Source organism: Gillisia xinjiangensis, assembly GCF_046298265.1.
Classification (GTDB): Bacteria; Bacteroidota; Bacteroidia; order Flavobacteriales; family Flavobacteriaceae; genus Gillisia; species Gillisia xinjiangensis.
The window spans coordinates 1-536 of sequence record NZ_JBKAHK010000112.1; the positions used below are offsets into that span (position 1 = coordinate 1).

At 62.9% G+C, this 536-nt stretch carries 1 protein-coding gene; it reads right to left on the bottom strand.

Features of this window, described 5'->3' with window-relative positions; all coding sequences use genetic code 11:
- Positions 1–536, bottom strand: a 536-nt coding sequence (locus ACKGJN_RS16750; protein ID WP_409540707.1) for a hypothetical protein, incomplete at both ends; no start/stop codon positions are given.

The window sequence follows — 536 nt, forward strand, 5'->3', positions numbered from 1 at the left end:
GCGGGCGATCAGGTAACTGGCGGTGACGTAGAGGATGAAAATGAAGATGCCGAAGGTCACCGGCGAAGCTTGCGCTGTCTCCACCAGCACGACTTGGAAGAAGATCGCGGGGACGTACAACACGGTGAGCAGCAAGCTGTAGCCGACAAAGACACGGAAGCGCCGACCGATGGGGGGCACCAATCCCGGCCGCGCGGTAGATTCCTCCAACAGCAGCCGGCGGAGCCAGGCGATCTCGAAGAGCGCAACGACGGCGGTGGTCAGGAAAAGTCGGATGACCGCGAGGGCGGCACCGGCGGCGTCTTCTGGCAGCGCGATATCGACCAGTACGGAAAGGCCGAATGGCACCGCGGCAGCTGTGGCAACAACGCCCAGGTTGCCGAAGGTGTCGCGATAGGCAGCCTTGGTCGTTTGCCAGATCGGCAATTTGGGGACGACGGCTTCTGCGTTCTCGAGGACGGCCATTCGCTCTCCCAAACCTTCCTGCGCCGGCGGCAACCGGCCGATAAAATCCAACCGGAACGATAGCAGCGGGG